Source organism: uncultured Alloprevotella sp., from assembly GCF_963536905.1.
Taxonomy (GTDB): domain Bacteria; phylum Bacteroidota; class Bacteroidia; order Bacteroidales; family Bacteroidaceae; genus Alloprevotella.
On record NZ_CAUTBW010000043.1, the window covers coordinates 1 to 20,232 of the forward strand.

The window sequence follows — 20,232 nt, forward strand, 5'->3', positions numbered from 1 at the left end:
TTTATTTTATTATAAATATTTTCATTCTTTCTAAAGTTGTAAAAAGTGACGTATTCTGCGAATATAACGAAGTTGTATAAATTTTACCAAATAGGACCTTCTTATTTTATGATTCCATGGATGATTTTCTTGAAATCAAGGGAGCTTTCGCCAAAATTGATGAGGAGTCCACAATTTTTATTGGTTGCTTTGAGATAATTCATAACTTGTGCATGGTGTTCTGGCGCCAGATTCTTTGTAGCCTTTATTTCTACAATGATTTTATCGAAGCATAGAAAATCTGCTACATAGTGTTTTTGAAGCGTAATACCATTATAGTTTATTCGGAGTTCTTTCTGCTCCTCAAAAGGAATTCCACATTTTTTCATCTCAATGGAAAGGGCTTCTTGGTATACTCCTTCCAAGAACCCACAGCCTAAGATGCTGTGTACAGTCATTGCAGCTCCCACTATTCGGTAGCATTCTTTCCAATAGATTCTATCGTCCTTCTGAAGAAGCAATGTTTCCATTTTTTGTGTATATGTATTTCGTTTTATAGTGAAAGCGTTTTCGCCTCAAATTGCAGAACTCCGTGCATTGGCGTAATCCTGCTGATATAAACATCATTCGAAAAATTCGAAAAATTCGTGAAATTCGTGTTCCCTTTAGGACTGGCTCTTATTCGCCTTTTTCCCGCTTTCCAATTCCTCCTTCAGAAACTTCGCGGTGTACCCTTTACCTTGTTTCACGACTTTTTCGGGAGTGCCGGTAGCTACTACACAGCCACCGCCGCGGCCGCCATCGGGGCCCATGTCTATGAGGTAGTCCGCCGCCTTGATAACGTCCAAGTTGTGCTCAATCACGATGACCGTATTTCCACGATCCACAAGACGATTCAATACGTCGAGTAGCACGCGGATGTCCTCGAAATGAAGCCCCGTAGTAGGCTCGTCGAGGATGTAAATGGTCTGTCCCGTGTCGCGTTTACTCAATTCTGTGGCGAGTTTGACGCGCTGACTCTCACCACCAGAGAGCGTCGTACTGCTCTGCCCCAGTTTGATGTAGCCAAGGCCTACGTCCTGCAACACCTTTATCTTGTGCAGAATCGTCGGTACGTTCTCGAAGAACTCCACCGCGTTGTTGATCGTCATGTCCAGCACATCGGCAATGCTCTTACCTTTGTAGCGCACTTCAAGCGTTTCGCGGTTGTATCTCTTACCGTGACACTCCTCGCAAGGCACGTAAACATCCGGTAGGAAGTTCATCTCGATGGTTTTGTAGCCGTTGCCCTTACATGTTTCGCAGCGGCCGCCCTTCACATTAAAGGAAAAACGCCCCGGCTTGTAGCCGCGCATCTTAGCCTCGGGCAGTTCCACGAATAAGTTGCGAATGTCGGAGAATACACCCGTATATGTTGCCGGATTAGAGCGTGGCGTGCGTCCCAGCGGACTCTGATCCACTGCCACCACCTTATCCACATTCTCGATACCCTCCAGCTTTTCGTACTCCAGCGGGTTGCGCAAAGAGCGGTAGAAGTGTTGCGAGAGGATAGGTAGGAGCGTGTCGTTGATGAGCGTAGATTTTCCCGAACCAGAAACGCCCGTCACGCAGATCAGCGTACCCAGCGGAAAATCTACTTTAACGCCTTTCAAGTTGTTACCCTTCGCCCCGATGAGGCGCAGCGTCTTTCCATTGCCTTTCCTGCGCTCGACCGGAATTTCTATGGCGCGTTGTCCGTTCAGATAGTCCGCCGTCATGGTGTTGCGGTGCAACATTTCTTTCGGTGTACCCTGGTAAACCACTTCTCCCCCCAGTCGGCCAGCGCGTGGCCCCATGTCCACGATATAGTCCACCGCCAGCATCATATCCTTATCGTGTTCAACGACAACTACCGTGTTGCCGATGTCGCGCAGCTCTTTCAGCGAATCAATCAAGCGCACATTGTCGCGCTGATGCAAACCGATGCTCGGTTCGTCAAGGATGTAAAGTACATTGACCAGTTGCGACCCGATTTGCGTAGCCAAACGGATGCGTTGGCTCTCTCCGCCCGACAGTGTCATCGTGGCGCGCGACAGCGAGAGGTAATCAAGTCCCACGTTGAGTAAGAATTTGAGGCGCGTGCGTAGTTCTTTGCAGATTTCGTGCGCAATGGACGCGTTGCGTGTGTCCAAGCGTTCTTCTACACCATCCAGCCATTCGTAGAGCTGACTGATGTCCATATGGCTTAGTTCTGAAATGTTCTTTCCGTCGATGCGGTAGGAGAGAGCCTCCTGGTTGAGGCGCTGGCCGTGGCAGGTTGGGCACACAGCTTCGCGGGAGAACTGCTCCGCCCACTTCTGTGCGGCCGCCGTCATTTCCGCATCGGCCATTTGGCGAATATATTTCACCAATCCATCGAAGTCCACATAATGGTCGTCCGTTGTGTGCATGATAGAGCCTGGAATATGTAAGCGCTCCGTTGTCCCGTTGAAGATGTCGTCCATTGCCTCGTCGGGAATCTCCTCGATGGGAGTTTTCAGTGTGCAGTCGTATTTCAGTAGTAGCGCTTCAATCTCCCAGAAGATAAGCGCATTACGGTATTTTCCCAGCGGAGCCAGACCGCCATCGCGAATACTGAGTTTCGGGTTGGGCACTACTTTCTCGCGGTCGATCACACTGATGTAGCCCAGTCCCTTACACTTCGGGCAAGCACCCTGTGTAGAGTTAAACGAGAAGTTGTTAGGAGCAGGTTCACGATAGGAGATACCCGAAACAGGATCCATCAAGAGTTTGGAATAGTAGCGTGCTTCGTTCGTCGCGTTGTCCAGCACCTGGATGAGACCTTGTCCCTGCTGCATCGTTGCGTGAACGCTTTTTTCCAGTCGCTCACGATCCTTTGCTTGCACCGCCAGTTTGTCCACCACCACTTCTATGTCGTGGTTTTTGTAGCGGTCCACTTTCATGCCGCTCACCACCTCCTTCAGTTCGCCATCTATGCGCACCGTGAGAAAGCCCTTTTTGCGGACACTCTCGAAGAGTTCGCGATAGTGTCCCTTACGGCTGCGCACGAGCGGCGCAAGTAGGTACACCTTGTGTCCATCGTAGCGTTCGAGAATAAGGTCTACTACTTTCTCCTCCGTATATTTCACCATTTTCTCACCACTCACATAGGAGTAGGCTGTACCCGCTCGCGCAAAGAGCAGACGCAGAAAGTCGTAGATTTCCGTCACCGTCCCCACCGTAGAGCGGGGATTCTTGTTCGTCGTCTTCTGTTCGATAGAGATAACTGGGCTGAGTCCCGTGATTTTGTCCACATCTGGGCGTTCCAGATTGTCGAGGAAATTGCGAGCATAAGCCGAGAATGTCTCGATATAACGCCGCTGACCTTCGGCGTATAACGTATCGAAAGCCAGCGAACTCTTGCCCGAACCGCTCAAGCCTGTGATGACGCTGAGCGAGTGGCGCGGGATGCGCGCATCTATATTTTTCAGATTGTGGACGCGAGCGCCCCATACTTCTATCCAATCTTGCTGATCCATGTCTTAGGATTGTTTTCTCTTTGTTTTAGTTTGTTGTTTGGCAGAATCGTCTGCCCGTTGTGTTTCTCAAAGCTATTTGGCTCTTTACTGTTTCTGCCCCTTATGGGGTTACGCCGCTTGTTCCCTCTTGGTAGCCGCGCAGCAGGTTGATGGTCTTTCGGATGTTATAGTTGCGACCGTCCGCTCCCTTAGCTTGGATGTGGAGGAAGTAAGCCCCATCGGGCACGTCGTTGCCATTGCTCCTGCCGTCCCATCCCTGCGTGATGTCGGTCCATTCAAACAGTTTTTTGCCCCAGCGGTTGAAGATCATTCCTTTGAACGAAACGATACTCTGGTAGCCATCCTTCACCTTGAAAATGTCGTTAATATTGTCGCCATTGGGAGAAAAGGCATTGGGAACTTCTAACTTAGATTCTGAAATGGAAATCTTGAAGGGCGAATCCATCTTATACTCGATGGTGTCAGTGCCCTGCACAAAGGAAACAATCAGTTCCACCGAGTAAGAACCGCTCTTATTGAACGTATATTCCGTATTTTCATCGTAACGAATCAAGAAAGGAGCTTGTTCTCCTTCCTTCGTAAAGCGCCATTCATAGAGCGCGGTGTAGCCTCCTAAGTTCTGCGGCTGTGCCAAGAATTTGGCTTGCATCGGAGCATTGCCGTTATAGTCAGTAGCTTCTTCGTTTTCCATTTTGTCACCCGTCACTCGCATAATAGGGTTTGCAGTAGGCTGAGAATTATCTGCAAAAATAGTCGTTGGGAGACAGCAGAAAATGGTCAACAGAGCAAAAAAGATTTTTCGTACCATAACCTAAATGATTTATCTTGCAAAGATACTAAAAAACTTTGTCCGTTCCGAGTGTTCCCTTTCCCTGCAATAGCAACTCCTCACTTTCTTAGATTTTTTAAGAAGTTTGGAGTAAAAAAGTCTACAATGTTTGTTCTGCTGAATATCTCTAAAGCTTTTGTGCGCCTTTGAAACTCTAAAAACTGTCTGATAACTTTACAATCTCTTTTCTCCTTTTAGCTCACCGAAAAGTGTCTCCTGCTCTTTTCTTCCCTTATTTCCCACGTTCTTTTCTCGTTTCTTTCGAAAAAACTCTTTGTTTTGTACTTCATTTTGTGCTGAAAAGCCATTTTTCGCTTAAAAAAACTCTTATTTTTATCCTTTTCATCGAAAAATACGATAAAGAAATTCTTCGGTCTCCTTATTGTATCAACCAGCACAATAAGCGCGTCAGCTGGTAGCTTTATTGCATTTTCGAACACGCTTATAATGCCTGTCTTCAGCTGAGTGAAATTCTCTAAACTTCTTTTTCGTTTTTGAATTTCAAACGATTTTCGGTATCGAAAAATGCGATATAACTTGACATTGTTGCTTTCTCTGAATGCATATAAAATAGTACAGCTTCTCAAGCTAGTTCATTCCGATCGATTCGCCTCATATCCTTGCAATTTTGTTAAAGAAAAAGAACACAAACTTCCATGCAGAAGTTTGTGCTCTTGGTTCATTGTCTGTTACAATGTTTGTGTTGATTAATGGAGGCAAAGGCATGTACCTTTGACGGCTGCAAAAGTAAACAATTTTAAGTGAAAAACCAAAAATGCTTATTACGTTTAACAAAAGGAGGTCTCAACCCTCAAGGAATCACTTCTTGCTGATACAAGAAATAAAGTGAGCTGACTCTCTGCAGATGCTGCTTATCGACACAAAATGAATGCTTTTTGTTTTTTTATAAGTCAAAAGTTGCAGGAAAGGTGTAAGAATTGTTAGGTTTGCATTATTAAAGCGAAAAAACAATCTACTCACTATAATGAAAAAGTTTCTATTATTTATGTTTTGTTCATTCTTCTCTCTCTCCGTCATGGCTCAAACTTATGAAAAGATGTGGGCCAATGTGGAGGCGTATGGGAAGAAAGACTTGCCTAAATCCGCGCTGGCCGAAGTCGACAAAATTCGGCAGAAAGCCATGGCGGAAAAGAATGATGGGCAGCTGCTCAAAGCCATGCTTACAGCACGAATGCTCCACGAGGAGATTTCTCCCGATTCGGGGAAAGTTGCTGTAGAGCAGATGGAGACTGCGCTCGCCCGCGAAACTCGTCCGCTCCAGCGCGCTATGTGGCAAAATGCTTTGGCGCGTTATTTCGCTGAAATTACGGGTTATGATGAGAGCGACACGGTGGCCGTTCGCAAGCGCGCCGAATATCTTCGAGCATCGTTGGCGGATATAGATCTCTTGGCACGTGCTGATTATCGGCCCTATCTTCCTGTGCTGGAAGAGGGAAAAGATAGCAAGTACTATCACTATGATCTCCTTCATGTGCTTTCCAATATTCAGGGACGCATTTCGCTGGCTATTCCTGAGGAAGAATCTGCACAACTCTTGCAGCGCATTGCCGACTACTACACTGCGGCTGGCAATCGAGAGGCTGCATTGCTGACGCGTTTGAATCGCTTAGACTTTGTTGCTACCAATTCGTCTGAATCGCTGACAAAGAACCGCCATTTCATCGAGCTTATGAAGATGAAGGAAGAGTATAAGGATTTGCCGCTGAATGTGGAGACCTACAAAAAACTTGTATCGCTTACGGGTTTCAATAGTACTGATGATCGAGACTCCATTTTTTATGATTTGGCGCAAGAAGGTATCAAACGCTATGGCAAGATGAAAGAAGCGAACGAGTTGCGCAACGTAATCGGGGAGATGACAACTCCATTTTTCTCTATAGAGAACATAAAAGGCGTAGTATACCCCGATGAAACCGTTAAAATAAAGCTCTCTGTCCGCAATCGTACAACTGCAAAAGTTTGTATGTATCGTTTGAATAAAACGGCCAAAGATGTTTATAATAACGATGTAGAGACAAAGGATCTGAAAGGTTTGCAGGCTCTGAAAACCTATGATCTGACTTTCCCCAAAGCTGCGCCTTACAGGGAAGTGAAGGACTCTCTTTCTTTTAGTTTTTCTGAACCGGGCATCTATGCGCTTGCGCTGGTGGAGAATAATAAGCCCGTCGAGACGAAGTTAATCCATGTTTCGCGCGTGTTTCCTGTGAAGTTGCCCTTGCCTGATGGCCGCCAACGCATCACTTTTGTCGATCGCAAAAGCGGTACGCCGCTCTTGGGTGGAAAGCTCGTAATCTTCACGGAAAATAATGATGTGTTGCAACAGAAAGAGGCTTCTTCTCCCGATGAAAAGGGAGATTTCTATGTGGCACGTTATACTCATTATAATGACTTATATTTTGCACAATATAAGGATGATGCCTATTATCCGCTCTCTAATCTATATGGATTTGCTCAGTATGAAAAAATAAGAAAACATGAAATCACAACCCATGTCTTCACTGATCGAGCTATTTATCGGCCAGGACAAGAAGTGAGTGTTGGCGTGTTGGCTTATCAGCGTGATGAAGACTCTACCAAAGTGCTTGCAGATGCAGAAGTGCATATCACATTGAGTGATGCCAACTGGAAAGAGTTGGAAACACTGAAGCTAAAGACGGATGCAATGGGCGTTGTCAATGGCACGTTCCGTCTGCCGGAAAATACCTTGTCTGGTTGGTTCCATATCAATACAGTTATCAATGGACATGGTTGCGGTTCGTCGGAATTCCGTGTGGAAGAATACAAACGTCCGACCTTTGAAGTGAAGCTCGAAACTCCACAAACGAAGTACGCTTTGGGAGATACAGTCCGAATGCAAGGAACGGCACTTACCTATACCGGACTTCCTGTGCGAAACGCCCTCGTCCAGTTTACGGTGAAACCATGGTCGTGGATAGATGAAGACCTAGAGGAACAAACCGATACCGTAAAGACCGATGAATACGGCCGTTTCGTCTTACCAGTAGTACTTACTTGCGACCCAGAAACTCGGAATGAGGGTGAATTCAACTACTATCACTACACCGTTGAAGCCAATGTGACCGCTGAGAATGGCGAAACCGAAACGGGCACAGAAACACTCTATGCGTCCACGCGCGCCAGTTGGCTCGAATCAGATTGGCCTTCTTCCATCTGCAAAGAGCATTTGAAGAATGTTAAGATTGATCTGCTGAATGCTGCACGTAAGACATTGGATGGTGAAGGTACTGTAGATATTGCTGGTATTGCGGGAAATGTGGCTCACTTCTCCTTTAAGTCAGGTCAGAAGTTTACGCCCAATGATTTGCTCAATCTTCCTTCGGGCGAATATAAGCTCACGGCAAAAATGGAGGGAGCTGAGGATTTGAAGGTTCAATTCCTTCTCTTCTCCGAAAAGGACACTCGCCCAGTGGGTAAGGATGTTTGTTGGTGGTACGTTCGTCCCAACGAAGACGGCAGTGAAGCTTTCGTTATGCTGGGTTCTCCTCGCAAGGATGTTACGGTCTTCTATGACGTAGTAGCTGGTGCGAAATTATTAGAAACTCGTCGTATTAAACTCGACGATTCCATCGAACATTTCAACCTTAAATACAAATCAGAATATGACGAGGGTGCACAGGTAAGTTTCTTCTTTGTGCAGGATGGCGAACTCTATTCTCATAGTCTCCGTTTGAGTAAACCAGCGCCTAATAAGCAACTCAATCTCCAATGGTCCACTTTCCGCAGCCAATTGTTGGCAGGACAGAAAGAAACCTGGAAGCTCAAGATTACACGCCCCAACGGAGCGCCCGCTGATGCTTCGTTGATGGCTTGCCTTTATGACGCCAGTCTCGATAAGTTCCAACCCAACAAGTGGGACTTTGAGTTGGATTTCTTCCGTAATATTCCGACGCCTAAGTGGACATCAGCTTACGAAGGAACGAAAGATCTTTATTTTGCGAAGGATCTTGTCCGTTTGGATGAAAAAGATCTTGATTTCACAGTATGGAATCAAAATCTTTTCGATGAGTATGCAACCAATTATATGGAGCATTTTACAGATCGTGTAGCTGGAGTGAAAAAGGTTAGGTTGATGAAAATGGAAGAGCCTGTTATGGAGCTGAAGGAAACTGTAGTTGTGGGCTATGGCAAGGCTAAACAATCAGATTTTGACGTTATGGCGGATTCTGTTGCTGTTGATTCTGTTGATGAAGGCACAGATCCAAGCATTCGCTCCAATTTTGCTGAGACGGCCTTCTTCAAACCTGCACTTCGCACGGATAAGAACGGCGAGGTGGTGCTTACCTTTACGCTACCGCAGAGCTTGACAACGTGGAACTTCATGGGCTTTGCTCACGATGCCGCAGTGAACTACGGCTTGCTCACGGATGAGATTGTGGCACGCAAGGACTTTATGGTGGAGAGTAATACGCCGCGCTTTGTTCGCGAAGGCGACCGCTTCACGATCCCAGTTACTGTACGAAATCTTTCCGAACAGGAAGAACGTGGAAAGGTAATGTGCGAGCTACTTGATGCACGCACGGAGAAAGTCGTGACTACTAAAAAGGCCGATTTCATCGTAGAAAAAGATGGCGAAAAAGCACTTTCTTTCACGTTTGATGCTACGAATGATTATCCCGTTTTGCTCTGCCGCATCATAGGCGAAGGCAAGAAGTTTAGTGATGGTGAAGAAAAATTGATACCTGTCTTGGCCGATCGCGAGCAAGTGATAGAAACCGTGCCGTTCTCTATGACGCAAGCAGGCACGAAGACGCTGCAACTCGACACGATTTGGTCCAATTCATCGAAGATTTCAGATCGCCGTCTGACGATAGAACTTAGTTCTAACCCCACATGGTATGCCGTTTCGGCTCTGCCAGTGCTTGCCAATGCAGAGTGCTTCAGTTCTCCATCATGGGCAGAACGTTACTACGCTCTCTCCTTGGCAAAATATATTGCAGAAAAGAATCCTGAGATTCGCAAGGCTGCGGAAGCTTCCACTTCAACAGCGTGGGCAGAGGTGCTGAAGAAAAATCCAGATCTCAAGCAGATGTTGCTCAACGAAACGCCGTGGGTGAATGCTGCTGATGAGGAAGCCGAGCGCGCCTCTCAACTCGCTACGCTCTTTGATGAGAAAGCCAACGCCGACAAAATAGCTTCGGCGATGGATATTCTTTCCGATATGCAGCGCAGCGACGGTGGTTGGGGCTGGTTTGCAGGAATGCCGTCCAATGCCTTTATCACATCTGAAGTGGCCACACTCTTGGCGCGTGTTCAAGTACTTAATAATGTTTTTCCAGCACAAAGCAATCTGCAGCGCGCTATGGACTATCTGAAAAACGAGATGGCAAAGCGTGTGAAAGAAATGAAGGCGGAAGAAAAGAGAACCAAGCTAACTGTGGAGGCTGACGAACTGACGTATCGCTATCTCTATTTGTGCGCGATATTAGGAATGGACATCGATGCCGATGCAAAGTATCTGCTCGATAAGATAGCTCGCCCCGATTTCAACCTCACGATGTACGGCAAAGCGATGTCGGCTATCACTTTGGCGAAGTTGGGAAAATTTGCAGCCGCTAATGATAATATGGAGAGTTTGCTCGAGCATACCGTTCACAAAGAGGGTATGGGTACTTATTTTGATACAGATCGTGCCCAGATGAGTTGGAACGCTTATCGCATTCCTACGCAAGCTGCCGCCATAGAAGCCATGGTTCAGTTCTATCCTTCCACAGACGAACGACTGCAACAAATGTGCTTGTGGCTGATGCAGGCCAAACGCACGCAGATGTGGCCCACCAGTCGCGCCACAACTGACGCGCTCTTCGCTCTTCTTATCAACGCGAAAAAGACTTCAACTGTGCGCAATCTTTCCGAAGATACTCCGCTATATTATACGCTCCGAAAAGGAAACAATATCCTCGCTGTGAACGCTAAGAGTCAAGCTACTGAACCACAGGGCGTAGGTTATTTCCGCGAGAGCTTTGACAATCCGAAACAACTCAGTGCCGATAATATCCAGATTCGCAAAACGGGTTCAGGATTAGCATGGGGCGCAGTCTTCGCACAGTACACAGTGCCCGCTTCCGATGTGAAAGCCACCGGCAAAGGCCTGTTCGTGGAACGCCGCTTTGAGGTGCAGCGTGGCAAGCAGTGGCAACCCATTGCTGAAGGAGTGATGCTGAAGAAGGGAGACCGCGTGCGCCAAGTCTTCACGCTCCGTGCCGATCGCGATTACGACTTTGTTTCGCTGAAATCGTCTCGCTCTGCCAATCTCGAACCCGTAGAGCAGCGGAGTGGTTATACCTATCGTGATGGTGAATGGTTCTACCGCGTTTCGCGCGATGCCTCCAACGAATTTTTCTTTGAGAAGTTCACCAAGGGAACACACACGTTCACCGAAGAGTTCTTCGTAGACCGTTCTGGTACTTATCACGCTGGAGCCGCTCGCATACAGAGTCAGTACGCTCCCGAGTTTACGGGAACATCAACAGGAGCAACGCTCGTGTCAGAATAGTGCGTGACTTTCACGCAACTGATTGCAGACTGCACAGATAATAGGAGAAATTTTCTTTTCAGAAATCTCTAAATCTGCGCAGTCTGCTTTTTTGTACTCATGCCTCCTGAAGCAGTATTGCACTGCAAGCGTTGAGGAATAAAGGGGTGCGTGAGTAGAAATGGCTGCTGTGCGACACCGCCGGTGTCGGAGGGTAGAGAGCACCTACCCCACGGGTTCACCCTCGCTTTGGCTCGGGCATCACCCGCGGTTAAGCATAGTGTGCCCCCTCTGGGGGCAGTGAATGCATACGCGAAATCCTCTTCCGTCCTCCTCGGACGCACATCGTAAAAAGTCTATACACCTTCTGTAGAGAAGTCCTCCCACTGTTCCGTCACCATTAGACGCAACAGAGTAGAATTACTCAAGCATCTGCTGGAGACTGGGTGAAGCATGGAGCATCTTCACCTCCTTCCATCTCTCACATCATAAAATTCTGTACACAATCTGTAGATAACTCCATCCACACATTGGCTACAGCGGACGCAGCAGAGTTGAGTTACTCACGCCTCCGGCGGAGGCGCACTATGCTTAACCGCGGGTGACGCCCGAGCGCAGCGAGGGAGAACCCGTGGATAGGAGGCAACACTATATACCGACGCAGGAAGCGTCGCACTGAAACCGTCAAGGAAGTATTTATTCCTTTCTCTCCTCCCTACAAAAAACTCTTTTTTTGTTGTCACGTTGTCACAAAAGGAAGTACGCACTGATAGATAATGAGTTATATGCGTGACAACAAAAAAATTGTTGTCACACCGTTGTCACCTGTCGTCACGCACATAAAAGATACGTTTTCAGCGAGTTGTACTCAAAGCGTGACAACGTGACGATGTGACAATGGAAAAATGAAAAGCAGGAGAGAGGGAGAGGTGTATAATGTTCAGCTCTGTTGGTGGAGGTGTAGATACAATAAGGGCGTGGGTTGACAGAATAAGGATGTCGGCTGATAGGCTTATTGTATCTGAAAACGCGATAAGGATATTTGCGATGACATATATAGTACTTGTCCTTTTTCTTCATGAATTTTCTCAAAAAGGCTTCAGAAGCTTCACTGAAACTTCATTGGGTGATGCTTTAGTGGAATGTTTCATTATATGTGCAGTGTTCCATCAAAAAAGCCGCCGAGGATAGCTCCTCAGCGGCTTTGCTTTTGTGGGTTGAATGATGTTCTGTTACTTTTTAGCCTTAGCGGTCAGTTTGTTGTCAAGCACTCGCCAGCGTGGTTGCTGTTGCTTGGCTTTGGCCAGATAGGCTGCGCGGCGCTTTTCAGCTTCGCGCTGTTGTGCTAATTGCTTAGCAGCTCTTTCTTTTTCGTTCCATTCTGACATACTGTAATAGTTGCCAGTTTTAGGATCGAGAAGTTGGAGTTCGGGTAGGGTGTATTCTTCAATAACTCCACCTCCTACTTTTGTTACTTCTACGCTGGCTGTTCCTTTGCCTACCATGTCGAGTTGTTTGGCAGCAGCTAAGGAGAGGTCCACTACACGTGACTTGGAAAAAGGTCCGCGGTCCGTTACTTTTACAATGACTTCTTTGCCGTTGCTCAAGTTGCGCACTTTCAGCATAGTTCCGAAGGGGAGAGTGCGGTGCGCGCAGGTGAGACTGTCTCTGTGGTAGACAGAACCATCGCTGGTGCGATGTCCATGGAGTGAATTGGCGTAGTAGCTCGCTTTACCGCCTTTTAGGTTTTGTGCTTTTACTGTGAAGACTAAAGCCGAAAGAGAGCAGCATGCGATAAGTAGTAAGTTTTTTAAACGCATATTTATTTTTTTGTCACGAGGAGAGGGATAGAGGAACAGAGGTAATAAAAAGGAAGCAAAGGCTTCGACTAAAATAAATGATAATTACGCTCGTGATGTTCCTTCTTCGACCTGTGGACTGACTTAGCTTTTTTCAAGCTGCAGAAGAAGAGTCTTACCATGCTCTTGCGCTGCTTTGCACCAGAATCTTCAGTTGAAATTTCAACCTTAGTGAAGAAGGTGTCATCAGTACCTCGTGAGGTTTCACGGCCGCAAAGATACATCTTTTTGTTATAAAACAAACACTTTTGCTTATTTAATCATTCCATACTTCTTTAGTGAGAGGGTAAAAGAGTATTAAAATGAAACTTTTGCTAAATCCGCTATCGCGCTCCCTATGGGACTTTCAGCGATGTGAGTATAGATATTTTTCGGTGAAACAAAAAAAGAGTTAAATTCGCAGATGCAACTAATTATTGTAGTTTGGAATGAAGCAAGAAAAGTTTGATAGACAATTACGTTTGATGGTCCTTTTGGCTCGAAACACAGAGTTAAGTGTGGATGATTTAGGTGAGCAGACAGGTATGAGTCGCTGCACCATTTATCGTTATTTGGAGGCTTTTAAAGATATGGGCTTCGAAGTGGAAAAGAACGGTTCGCACTATCGGCTCGGTCCTTCCTCTCCTTTCTTCCTCGAAATCTCCAGTTTGATACATTTCACTATTGATGAGGCCGTCACGATCAATCAAGTGCTCAATTCGGTCTACAACAATTCGCCCCAAGTGCGCCATTTGCGCGATAAGTTGGCCGCTCTCTACGACTTTGACGTTCTGGCCAATCACGGTATTGACGCCCATATTGCGCGCAATCTTCAAACGCTCTATCAAGCAGCACGCGAAGAACGCCTCTGCTTGTTGCGCGGCTACACCTCACCCCATAGCGGCCGCACGGACGATCGCCTTGTGGAACCCTATATTTTTCTTTCGGGCAATAGTGAGGTGCGCTGCTTTGAAGTGCATACGGGGCAGAACAAAACTTTCAAAATCAGTAGGGCTAAAAGCGTTGAACTTCTCGATCTCAAATGGTCGCACAAGCGTGAGCACGCGCCATTCTATACTGACCTCTTCCATTTCAGCGGAGAGAATCGCAAGCGTGTGCGCCTACTTCTTGGGGCTTTGTCTGCAAGTTTGTTGCGTGAAGAGTTCCCGTATTCCGAACAGCAAATGGAGCTTCAGCCTGATGGTTGTTATTTGCTCGATACGCAGGTGTGCAGTTATAAAGGTATAGGCCGTTTCGTTTTGGGTCTTTATGACGACATAGAAATTTATCGAACTCCTGAATTCAAAAAATACTTGGAGGCGCGTGTGGCTGAACTGGCTGAAAAGATTGCTTCAAAGAAAGGGTAAGTCGATCACCTTGTTTTTTTGATTCCTATTTTATATATAAAATTAAGTAGAAGAGGGAGTGAAATCTTCCCAATAAGAAGGGCGAAGTCCAACTCCGACTCCTTCTTCAAAAAAAACTTTCAACTTTTAACATTCTAAATTCCAGAGTGTCACAGGCTGTCACGATTTAGTTGTTCCTTTGCAGCAGAAAACAATAACACAGTATTCGTTATGAGCAAAAAGGAAATGGCTTTGAACGCCTCACAAACAAATTTAGGGAAATCGCTTGTTGTTAGAAGTGTAGAGTTTTTGATCGCTCTCTACAGTTGGGCACTCGGAGAAGATATCAGTGTGAAACAAATGCTCCACCTTCTCAATCTTCAGTTGGCAGTTTTTGCCCTATTGCTTCCCGTGTGTGCCCATCCTTTCTATTATGTTATCGCGCTCGCTTGGCTTGCTTCGGCTTGGTGCGGTTGTAAACATGCCTTGTCAAATCTGCTTCACGAAGATTAAAAACGTTGTAAGCCGCAACTTTCCATATTATTTAATTGGTAGTCCATTCAGAATGAAGTACTTTTGCTGTTCAGAAAACAACAACTTAAAAATATAAGATATCATTATGGCAAAAAAAGCTCTTTTGATGATTCTCGACGGCTGGGGCATTGGCCACCACGACAAAGGCGACGTTATTTTTCAAACCCCGACGCCGTTTCTCGACAGTTTGAACGCCAACTATCCTCACAGCGAATTGCTCGCCAGTGGAGAGAATGTAGGTTTGCCCGATGGCCAGATGGGCAACAGCGAGGTGGGGCACCTCAATATCGGTGCTGGACGTATTGTATTCCAAGATCTCGTTAAGATCAACCGCGCCATTGCCGACAATTCCATCATGCAGAACGCGGAAATCGTTCGCGCCTACTCTTACGCGAAGGAGAAAGGTTGCGGACTCCACATTATGGGCCTAACATCCACCGGTGGCGTTCACTCTTCTCTCGACCATCTTTTCAAACTCGTTGAGATTTCAAAAGAATATGGTGTTGCTGATAAGACTTATGTTCACTGCTTCATGGATGGCCGTGATACCGACCCAAAGAGCGGTGTGACATATATCGATGCGCTCACCAAGGAGTGTGAGAAAACAGGTGCACATGTGGCTAGCATCATCGGCCGTTTCTATGCGATGGATCGCGACAAGCGTTGGGATCGTGTGAAGGTGGCTTACGATCAGCTCGTCAATGGAGTGGGTCGCAAGGAAACCAATATGGTGAAAGCCGTTGAGGATTGCTACGCTCGCGACACTGAAGACTTCAAAGATACCGACGAATTTATGGAGCCGCTCGTTAATGCCAATGTTGACGGTCGTATAAAAGAAGGTGACGTTGTCATTTTCTTCAACTACCGCAACGATCGCGCTAAGGAGCTCACGCAGGTTCTCACGCAAGAAGATATTGCTGAAGCAGGAATGAAGACAATTCCTGGTTTGCAATTCTATTGTATGACTCCCTACGATGCAAGTTTCAAAAACGTGCATATTATCTTCCCCAAAGAGAATGTGGCTAACACGCTGGGCGAATATCTCAGTGCGAAAGGACTCAAGCAGCTCCACACGGCAGAAACTGAGAAGTACGCTCATGTGACGTTCTTCTTCAACGGTGGACGTGAAACGCCGTTTGAGGGTGAAGACCGAATCCTCGTTCCATCTCCCAAAGTGGCCACTTACGACCTCAAACCGGAGATGAGCGCCTATGAAGTGAAAGATAAACTCGTTGCTGCGATTAAAGAAAACAAGTACGACTTCATCGTGGTAAACTTCGCCAATGGCGACATGGTGGGACACACGGGTGTTTACGAAGCTATTGAGAAAGCCGTTAAGGCTGTTGATGCTTGCGTGAAAGAAGTGGTGGAAGCTGCCAACGCCACCGACTACGAGACTATTATCATTGCCGACCACGGTAATGCGGATCACGCCATCAATGATGACGGCACGCCGAACACGGCACACTCCCTCAATCCCGTACCTTTCATTTATGTCACGAAGAATCAGCATGCCAAAGTCACCAATGGCGTTTTGGCCGATGTGGCTCCGAGCATTCTCCATATTATGGGTCTTGAGCAGCCTGCAGAGATGACGGGTAAGGATCTCATTGAAGACTAATCTTTGAACTTTTGCTCTTTTGAGCACCTTTATAAAGGGAATTTCCTGTAGGATTCTATCCACGGAAGTTCCCTTTTCTTTTTATCTATAGGCGTTTCGTGTCACTTTGCTTTGTATGGTTTGTGAAAAGATTTAACTTTGCGGGGAAATAATACCTAAACTATATTTTTCATGAAACGTATTCTATTGTTATTTTTCGCACTGATGCTATTGTGCCCCTTTGGCGCAGGTGCAGAAAATTTTGTCAACCTGACGCCGAAGCCCAAGCAAATGACGGTGGGCACTGGGACATTGTCGCTTCCCACCGACTTCCGCGTTTGTGTGGCAGGTTTACCCGATAGCATCAAAGCTGAAGCAACCAATTTTGTTGAATTTCTCAACGGCAAGTCGGGGCTGAAGGTGAAGACCACTACCAAAACCTCTGGCGCACAAATTGTGTTGTCGCGCTATGCGGGCACACTCGATCCCGAAGGCTACAAACTCGACATCACAACCAGCGGGGTGAAACTTCAGAGTAATACTACCGCAGGTTTCTTCTATGGTCTGACCACGCTGAAGAAACTGATGCCCGCTTCGGTTCGTGCAGGTGTAGCCGATGCCAATTTGACCGCTCTGCCCCTCCCCGTTGTCAGCATCACGGATAGTCCTCGCTTTGGATATCGCGGTTTTATGCTCGACGTTTCTCGTCATTTCTTCGATGTTGATGAGATTAAGAAAATATTCAACGTGATGGCCGACTATAAGCTCAATCGCTTCCACTGGCACATCACCGACGACCAAGGTTGGCGTTTGGAAATCAAGAAATATCCCAAACTCACCACTATTGGTGCCACGCGTGAAAACTCCTATCTCACTGATTTGAAGCACGGCCCTTATTGGACGAATAAGCAGGACGGCCCTTTCTTCTACACCCAGGAACAAGTGCGCGAGGTGGTGGCTTATGCCAAAGCACGCCATATAGAAATTCTCCCAGAGGTTGATATGCCCGGTCATATTGTTTCGGCATTGGCGGCCTATCCCGAATTTAGCTGCTGGCCCGATGGAGAACACAAGATTCCTCTCCAAGGTGGTGTTTATACAGACATTCTCAACGTGGCCAATCCCAAAGCTGTTCAGTTCGCCAAGGACGTTATGAAAGAAGTGATGGAACTCTTCCCCTTCGAGATGGTTTCTATTGGTGGCGATGAATGTCCTACTAACGCTTGGGAACAGAACGCCGAGTGCAAGGCTTTGTATCAGCGCGAGGGGCTCAAGAGTTATCGTTGGTTGCAGAGTCGTTTCATCAAGGAGATGGCCGATTTCATCAAGCAGCACGGACATAAAACAGCGGTGTGGAATGAAGCCATCACAGCCAAAGATTCTGAGCTCGATAGCATCAAAGCTGCCGAGGTCACTGTTATGTGCTGGCATCCCGCTGCGGCTTCTGCCATTCAAGCTGCCAATATGAGACTTAACAATATCGTGACTTTCTACGGCCCTTATTATATCAACCGTAAGCAGAGCAAAGCTCCGGATGAGCCCAGCGGTGCAGGCGATGGTTCTGACAATTTAGCAGCTACCTACAATGCCGAAGCTGCGCCCAATAGTCTTACCGCTGCTCAGCGTAAGTACTACACCGGTGTGCAAGGTTCGTTCTGGACAGAACACGTTGGTACGAACGACTATCTCGAATACCTCGCCCTGCCGCGTTTGCTGGCGATTGCCGAAGCAGGTTGGACAGAGCCGAGCGCAAAGAACTACAATAATTTTGTACGTCGCATCCAGGCTGACACAACCTATTTGAACTTAGCAGGATTCACCTACTGCCGCCGCGATCTCACTACGAGTTCTGCCACGGATATGGTGCTGCCGCGTGTGTCGAACGAAACCGTGCACCACTACTACCAGTTGCAAACGCGCGCCACCGATGCTTCTCGTCAGGGGCGCAGCATAGAGCTGCTCAGCAGTGGGTCTTCGCTCATCTCAACCTATGCAGCAAAAGGTGCGCAGGCAAATCGTCTTTGGACAGCCCCAACGGCTGCTAAAGGAGATGCCAACTACGACTATCAGCTTTGGGCTTTCGAGCAGAGTCCTACAGCCCCTGGTAAATACGCTTTGGTTTGCAAGGCTTTCCCAAAAGGCAGTTTGAGACAGAACCCAACGCAGCAGAGCAACACGGGACGTTGGGACTACGACACCAATGCAAAGCACTATTGCTTCGAACTGGGCAAAGCAGGTTACGGCAAAGATGGCAATAGCTATTACTACACCATCAATTCCGACCAAGTGGGCGGATGGTATCTCAATGCCAGTATGCCGGGACAAGGTTTAGCCGTTAATCTCTGGACGGATGCCGCTTCGGGCAATGGTGGTCTGTGGAAGTTTGTGGCAGTGGACGCTGTTCAGGGTATGGAAGCCCTGACGGATGCCCTCTCCGATGCTTCCAGCCTGCTCAACAAAGTGCAGACTTATGCAGCAAAGAAAGAAACCGGAAAGTTCAGTGCAGCCGCTAAGGCTGCACTGGCTGCCGGCATTGCAAATGTGGAAAGCGAATTGGCACACGGCAACACCGACGTGACGGCTCTCAGTAAGCGTCTCTCCGATGCCGTCAAAGCTTTGTGGGCTTCTTTCGGTTATCTGGAAGAGGGACAGCAATACAGAATACATAACAATGTTGAGGCTTTTAGCGGATTGGTATTGGCCGACCTCAATACCGATGCTTACCTGCGCTATTCCTTTCTGCCGACCGACACAGTAGGCACTAAATGGCAAATTGTTTCGTCTACAATCAATGCCGACCACAGCCAAACGGTTCGTTTGCAGAATGTCTCTACTGGCCGTTGGTTGCTCTCAGCTTCCGCCACGAATCTCGGAAAGATAGGCTATGCCGTGCGTATGGCTCCAGGGCGTTCCGCTGTTACGTTCACTTTCAACCCCGCTACACAGGATTATCAAATCAGCATGGGCGGTCACAACTTCTATCCCGTCCCACAAACCTCCACTGCCCTGCCAGGTATCATTGGTGCAGGTTCGGTTTTGGAGCATAAGCCGCAGCCCATTCGCCCACAAGGCGCAGCGTGGGTCATCGAGCAAGTAGACAATAATACTACAGCCATCAATACTCCCTCCGTAGACAACTCTGAGCATAATACGATTTACGACCTTGCAGGTCGTCGCGTTCAGCACCCTCAAAAAGGCCTTTATATAGAAGGACGTAAGAAAACGCTACATCTTTAAGTTAAAGCAGACAATATTATGACGCCTTAATCACCTTCAGCCACTCACGGTTGAAGGTTTTTTTCTTTCTTTTTATCATTAAACCATTGCTGGATACTCAAGAGAGAATAGCGTTTTTCCTTCTTGTGTTCTCAATAATCATTATAGTTGTCCGCAAATATCCTTATTGCGTTTTCAGATACAATAAGCCTGTCAGCTGACATCCTTATTCTGTCAGCTCACACCCTTATTGTATTGAAGCGCACGATAAAACAATCCGAAAAAGGCGTATGTCGTCTCCTTCTCCCTGTGTTTTATTTTTCTTGTTGTCACGCCTATAAGCCTCTGTTTGTCAGACCGCTGAATATCTCTGTGACAACGTGACAACAAAAATGAGTTTTTTTCTTGGTGGAGAGGTGGATGATACTTTCTCTACGCTTTCAGTGCGACGCCGCCGGCGTCGGAGGTGAGAGCTGTCATCTTTCCACGGGTTCCCCCTCGCTTTGCTCGGGTATCACCCGCGGTTACGCATGGTGCGCCTCCTCCGGAGGCGGCTCTGTGTGGATGCGAGAGCAGAGGTGGGAGAGTGAGAGTGGAGTGAGAGTATCCGCAAGACTATATACGATACGTGGGGACGGTGGTAGGCGATGCAGTGAGTGAGAGTACCTGCAAGACTATATGCGATATACGGGGACGGAGTTAGATAATATGAGTGGAGAGTATCTGTAAGACTATATACGATACGTGGTGACGGTGGTAGGCGATGCGATGAGTGAGAGTATCCGCAAGACCATATACGATTCGCGCGGGTGGAGGTGAGCGGAATATCCTCTTGCGCGCTCATCCACTGTCCCCGGC

Annotated in this window: 9 protein-coding genes; 5 read left to right on the top strand and 4 right to left on the bottom strand. The window is 47.3% G+C overall.

Annotation, left to right across the window (positions count from 1 at the left end; all coding sequences use genetic code 11):
* Positions 1-101 precede the first annotated feature (101 nt).
* From ABLA33_RS07850 to ABLA33_RS07860, 3 genes are all read right to left on the bottom strand, one after another.
* Positions 102-509, bottom strand: coding sequence for a GxxExxY protein (locus ABLA33_RS07850; protein WP_311490581.1), 408 nt, complete (start codon positions 507-509; stop codon positions 102-104).
* Between the two features lie 135 nt (positions 510-644).
* Positions 645-3,497, bottom strand: coding sequence for an excinuclease ABC subunit UvrA (gene uvrA / locus ABLA33_RS07855; protein ID WP_347719888.1), 2,853 nt, complete (start codon positions 3,495-3,497; stop codon positions 645-647).
* Between the two features lie 100 nt (positions 3,498-3,597).
* Positions 3,598-4,305, bottom strand: a complete 708-nt coding sequence (locus ABLA33_RS07860) for a gliding motility-associated C-terminal domain-containing protein (RefSeq protein ID WP_347719889.1) — start codon at positions 4,303-4,305, stop codon at positions 3,598-3,600.
* Between the two features lie 1,006 nt (positions 4,306-5,311).
* Here ABLA33_RS07860 and ABLA33_RS07865 point away from each other — a divergent pair.
* Positions 5,312-10,861, top strand: a complete 5,550-nt coding sequence (locus tag ABLA33_RS07865; RefSeq protein ID WP_347719890.1) for an alpha-2-macroglobulin family protein — start codon at positions 5,312-5,314, stop codon at positions 10,859-10,861.
* 1,211 nt (positions 10,862-12,072) lie between these two features.
* Here ABLA33_RS07865 and ABLA33_RS07870 read toward each other — a convergent pair.
* A complete protein-coding gene (locus ABLA33_RS07870; RefSeq protein ID WP_311490577.1) occupies positions 12,073-12,660 on the bottom strand; it encodes a septal ring lytic transglycosylase RlpA family protein in 588 nt (195 codons plus the stop codon).
* A 467-nt stretch (positions 12,661-13,127) separates the two neighbouring features.
* Here ABLA33_RS07870 and ABLA33_RS07875 point away from each other — a divergent pair, with 467 nt between their 5' ends.
* The 4 genes from ABLA33_RS07875 (at position 13,128) to ABLA33_RS07890 (ending at position 19,395) form a co-directional block, all read left to right on the top strand.
* Positions 13,128-14,045, top strand: a complete 918-nt coding sequence (locus ABLA33_RS07875; protein WP_347719891.1) for a WYL domain-containing protein — start codon at positions 13,128-13,130, stop codon at positions 14,043-14,045.
* Positions 14,046-14,255: 210 nt separating this feature from the next.
* On the top strand, positions 14,256-14,537 hold the full coding sequence (locus ABLA33_RS07880) for a hypothetical protein (protein ID WP_347719892.1): 282 nt from the start codon (positions 14,256-14,258) through the stop codon (positions 14,535-14,537).
* 106 nt (positions 14,538-14,643) lie between these two features.
* On the top strand, positions 14,644-16,179 hold the full coding sequence (gpmI, locus tag ABLA33_RS07885; protein ID WP_347719893.1) for a 2,3-bisphosphoglycerate-independent phosphoglycerate mutase: 1,536 nt from the start codon (positions 14,644-14,646) through the stop codon (positions 16,177-16,179).
* 171 nt (positions 16,180-16,350) lie between these two features.
* A complete protein-coding gene (locus ABLA33_RS07890) occupies positions 16,351-19,395 on the top strand; it encodes a beta-N-acetylhexosaminidase (RefSeq protein WP_347719894.1) in 3,045 nt (1,014 codons plus the stop codon).
* Positions 19,396-20,232: the final 837 nt, after the last annotated feature.

Coding starts and splice junctions, on each gene's coding strand:
- ABLA33_RS07850 (WP_311490581.1), bottom strand. CDS start 509: ATGGAAACATTGCTTCTTCAGAAGGACGATAGAATCTATTGGAAAGAA.
- uvrA (WP_347719888.1), bottom strand. CDS start 3,497: ATGGATCAGCAAGATTGGATAGAAGTATGGGGCGCTCGCGTCCACAAT.
- ABLA33_RS07860 (WP_347719889.1), bottom strand. CDS start 4,305: ATGGTACGAAAAATCTTTTTTGCTCTGTTGACCATTTTCTGCTGTCTC.
- ABLA33_RS07865 (WP_347719890.1), top strand. CDS start 5,312: ATGAAAAAGTTTCTATTATTTATGTTTTGTTCATTCTTCTCTCTCTCC.
- ABLA33_RS07870 (WP_311490577.1), bottom strand. CDS start 12,660: ATGCGTTTAAAAAACTTACTACTTATCGCATGCTGCTCTCTTTCGGCT.
- ABLA33_RS07875 (WP_347719891.1), top strand. CDS start 13,128: ATGAAGCAAGAAAAGTTTGATAGACAATTACGTTTGATGGTCCTTTTG.
- ABLA33_RS07880 (WP_347719892.1), top strand. CDS start 14,256: ATGAGCAAAAAGGAAATGGCTTTGAACGCCTCACAAACAAATTTAGGG.
- gpmI (WP_347719893.1), top strand. CDS start 14,644: ATGGCAAAAAAAGCTCTTTTGATGATTCTCGACGGCTGGGGCATTGGC.
- ABLA33_RS07890 (WP_347719894.1), top strand. CDS start 16,351: ATGAAACGTATTCTATTGTTATTTTTCGCACTGATGCTATTGTGCCCC.